We start from the raw sequence: 4,168 nt of genomic DNA, 5'->3' as shown, positions 1-4,168 counted from the left end.
TGGCCGGGCGGGGACCCGGCTGCGGATTCGCGGGTCGCCCGGGCGGCTGATTCCGCGGCATGCGCGGATCGGGTTGCTGCGGCCGGTTGGCGGCATAGCGGTCTTCCCCCGGATGCGGACCAGGGCGAGGACCCGGGCCCGGACGAGGGCCGGGCGGGACGGATCGATCCGCCGGAGCGCCGGGACGCTCGGGCCGGCGCAGTTGCGGAGGCGGCTCCCGGAACGGGCCGGGGCGGTCGCGGTCCGGTTCCGGATCGCCGGGATGGCCGGTCATATCCGTCTCCGGGCCGGGAGCTCGAGGCACTCGCTCCCACGGTGCGCGTGCGCTGGGAGACCGGCGGGCTCGTGGACCGTCGGGTTGTCGACCGGGCTGCTGCCGATGAGCGGAGGATTCATCGTCGCTCATCATGCCTCCTGTATCGCCCGGACCCCGCGCGGCGGTTGTCCCCTGTGTCGCGTCGAACACATTGTCCCGGCGTTCGCGCGCGACGAACGGGCGGCAATGCCTCCGACTGCGCACCGGTACCGGGGCGAACCCGGACGGCCGGTGCGCACCCTTCCATCTTCCATGGGCCGCGGGCCCGGGTCACCCTCCCGGCCGCGCACGGCGTTCACCGGGTGTGGGGAATCCGCCGCTACACCCGTTCCCGGTCGTGGGCCTGCCGACGAGTCGCCTCTCGGGCCGCCGCGCCGGCCTGCGGTCCGGACCCGGCGCCGCGGCGCCGGGCCCGGCCCAACCGGACGACCCGCTGCCGCAGGCCGGGATCGATGCCCTTGTCCGCGGGATCGCGTTTTCCGTGGAAACGCCGCCACAACCGGCGCCCGGCCAGCAGGAACAGCAGAGCGGCCGCGCACGCGGTGATGACCGCCAGGATCTGGCCGTAGGCGTTGGATCGGACCGATATCGAGGTGGCGTAGCCCAGCGGCACTCCGTCCGGGGTGCTCAGCGAGATCGGCACCACGAGTTTGCGACTGTCGCTCACCTCGGTCGGGATTTGAAACGACCGGGTGCCCCGCGGCGGAAGCAACTGCTCGCCGATGTCGGTGATCTTGGTTTCCGCCGGTGCGTCGATCCGGAACCTGATCCGTACCGAAACGGGCAGATCGTTGCGGGCCACCAGCAGCAGCGGACTCGATTCGGAGGCCAGCGTATACACCCCGCCGGGCGGTAGCACCGACACCGAACGGAAGATCTCGTCGACCGTCGCTGTCGCCTTCTCGATCCGGCGCGCGGCGAAGACCTCGGCCTGCGCGGTGGGACCGCCGCGCCGATCGGACAGCGACAGCGCGCGAACGAGATCGTCGCGCAGCGGATCGAGATAGGCGCGCGGGGTCGGCGCCGCCTCGGGCACCTCCACCATCGCCTGCAACAGCTGCGAGATCCGGTGCGACTGGTCGCGGGCCGGGGCCGCGAAATGGACCGGCACCGCCTCCACAGCCGCCTCCGGCAGCGGAGCCAGCTGATACGGGACGGGATCGGGCGCCTGGCCGACGAGATCGTCGAACGGCCGTGGGTCGACCAGTTTGTTCTCGACCAGCAGGTCGAGCTGGTGCAGCAGCGCGGCGGCCTCGTCGCGGTTCGCTCCCCACTGCTGCGGCGGCATGATCAACTGCGACCGCGGCCGGCCCGGATCGTTCTGCAGCGCTCGCCAGGACACCGCCCCCAGCGCGTCCTGCAGACGCGCGGTGCGGGAATCGTTGGTCACGGCGTAGCGCGCGGATTCCGGGACATAGGCCGGAGTGGGCGGATTGGAACCGACCCCGGCCAGCGCGGCCGCGGGCCAGATGTCGAAGGTCGCCACCCGCAGCGCCGGATCGGCCGGCGCGGAACCGCCGCTGTCCGGCTGCGCCGGTGCTGCTCCCGCGGGGGTCTGCGCCGGCGCCGGCGTACCGGTATCCGGCTGCACATCGTCGTCCCCGGTGTCACCGGCGGGTACCGCATCGGGGGTCTGGCCTGAATCGGGAGCCGGCGCGGGCGGCGCAACCGTGCCCGGTACCCCGGGCAGCCGCACCAGATCGGGTACGGCCGCGTACGGGTCGCCGATACCGCCCTCGGGCGACACGGCGTTGGCGGCCAGTACCGCGGTCCCGAAGCCCTGGTTCTTCAGGAGCTGCGCGGCGCCCTGGTCCAGGCTGCTGGCATCGGGCAGGCTCACACCGCGAACGGATCGGGTGTTCAGGATGGAATCGACGATCGTCGCCGGCGAATCCAGCGCCCGCGCGGTCAGCGCGGGATCGGCGGCCGCCGCGAGCGCCGCGATATCGACCTGGGCGAAGGGCAACGCCACCGTGCACATCGAGGAGGCCAGATTCCGCAACCGGTCCAGCCAGGCCTTCGCGGATTCGGTCCCCGAACCGGGACGCGTCGCGCCGTCCGGATCGGAGGGGCTGGCCAGCACTCGGTAATCGCTGGTCATGGCCTGCACGGTGAGCAAGAGGTCGGGATCGATCGCCAGGCAGACCGCCGAGGAAGGCCCGCCGGCTGCCCGATCGTCACCGAAGACCGACTCCAGGGCGCCCACCAGCTCGTCCAACCGCCCGCCACGGCTCACCGAGGCCGCCAGCTCGTCATCGGTCAGCTCGACCTCCCGATCCAGGTCGCCGGTCTGGCCGGCCACCATCCGGGGACGGTCGGCCAGCGGCCACAAGAGGGTGGTCTGCACCGGCGGCGCGGCGGGCGCGGGCAGCGGCGGCGCGCTCCCGTCCGCGGCGGCCGGCAGCCCCAGCACCGGCAGCAGGAACCGCGCATCGTCCAACCGCGCCTGGCCGCCGTAATCCGGAGTGCCGTTCACATTCAGCAACAGGGGATACACACCCGGCTCGGTGATATTCAGCGAAGTCCCCGACGCGTCCCGCAGCGGGACGGTCATGGTGAACTGCTGGCGCTGCCCCGGTTCCAGCCGTAGCGCGACGTCCTGGAAAGGCGTCGAGAGCTCGTAGTTCACCTGATCGAGCTTCAGCGTCGTACGCAACTCGCTGGGATCCGATACCGGCCGCGCCCGCTGCACCCGCACAGCCACCTCGTCGACCCCGCGGTCACCGATATTGGTGACCGTGCCCGCCACCGTGAGAACCGGCTCGCTCTGCGCGGTCACGGTACCCGGACCCACCGAATCCAGGGACAACTTCAGGAACTGCGGCGTCGAATCGTCCTCTGCCGACCCCGTGGGCTGGGCGTGGGCCGGGGATCCGAGCAGCGCGGGCAGCGCCGCCGAACCGAGGATGGTCAGGATCACGAGCATGATCCGACTCAGTCCACGCGTCATCGCTTGCCGGTCTCCATCCGGTCGATCAGGCGGTTCGCCACCTCGGCCAGCCGCCGCTCATCGGCGTAGGCCAGCCTCGAGTTCAATTCGCTCAGCGGTACCCAGTCGACCTGGGTCACCTCGACATCCGCGTCGGACAATTCACCACCGACCGAACGCAGCAGAAAATGATGCACCGTTTTGTGTACCCGTCGACCCTCGGTGACGAACCAGTAATCGATACTGCCCAATTCGGCGACCACCACGCCCTGGATACCGGTCTCCTCGGCGACCTCCCGGATCGCCGTCTGTTCCGAGGATTCGCCTTCTTCGATATGTCCTTTGGGCAGCGACCATAGCAGCCGGCCCCGCCGGTCGGTACGGCCGATCAGCGCGGCGCAGCGCTTTTCCGGCGGGCCGTCCAGGCCATCGACCACCAAACCCCCGGCCGAGGTCTCCCGCACGGTACGCATACGAGGTTTCGCCGCACCACCCGCCGAACCACGGCGCCGCGGCTGGCGGCGTCTACTGTTCGCACGATCGGCCGGAGACACTACGCAATACTAGAGCAGTGTTTATTGGCGCCGCCTCCGGCGTCGCGGGGGTCGAGGCCCCCGAAGGTCCCGCCGTTCAGGCCTCGAGACTTGCTCTTCGCGCGGGCGCTTTCGAGGCCTGAACGGCGGGACGGGCCTCGACCCTTTGAGGGCCTCGTAAAACTCGGCACCGAGAAAGCGCTGCTGTTCGTGAAAGCGATCAGCCGCCAGGTCGGCCGGGGCGGTCGAGTCGACATCAGATCCGGACCTCGAATGCCGACGTCACCGCAAGCCGACCCGAGCGATCGAGTCGGCATCCGATCCGGACCTCGAATGCTCACGCAACCACATGTGTCGAGTTTTACGAGACACCTGAAAGGGTTGAGGCCC

Annotated in this window: 2 protein-coding genes; both read right to left on the bottom strand. The window is 70.5% G+C overall.

Translation table 11 applies throughout. The features are described 5' to 3' along the window. Window positions 1-635: 635 nt before the first annotated feature. Window positions 636-3,266 carry a DUF6049 family protein gene (locus ON38_RS25390; protein ID WP_245564196.1) on the bottom strand — a complete coding sequence of 877 codons (2,631 nt, stop codon included), beginning with the start codon at window positions 3,264-3,266 and terminating at the stop codon, window positions 636-638. Next, complete coding sequence (locus tag ON38_RS25385; protein ID WP_083873084.1) at window positions 3,263-3,799, bottom strand: NUDIX hydrolase; 537 nt, start codon at window positions 3,797-3,799, stop codon at window positions 3,263-3,265. Before ON38_RS25385 ends, ON38_RS25390 begins: the two co-directional genes overlap by 4 nt. Window positions 3,800-4,168 lie beyond the last annotated feature (369 nt).

This window comes from Nocardia testacea NBRC 100365, assembly GCF_000308775.1.
In the GTDB taxonomy this organism is placed as follows: domain Bacteria; phylum Actinomycetota; class Actinomycetes; order Mycobacteriales; family Mycobacteriaceae; genus Nocardia; species Nocardia testacea.
This window is presented reverse-complemented; position numbering and strand designations above follow the sequence as displayed.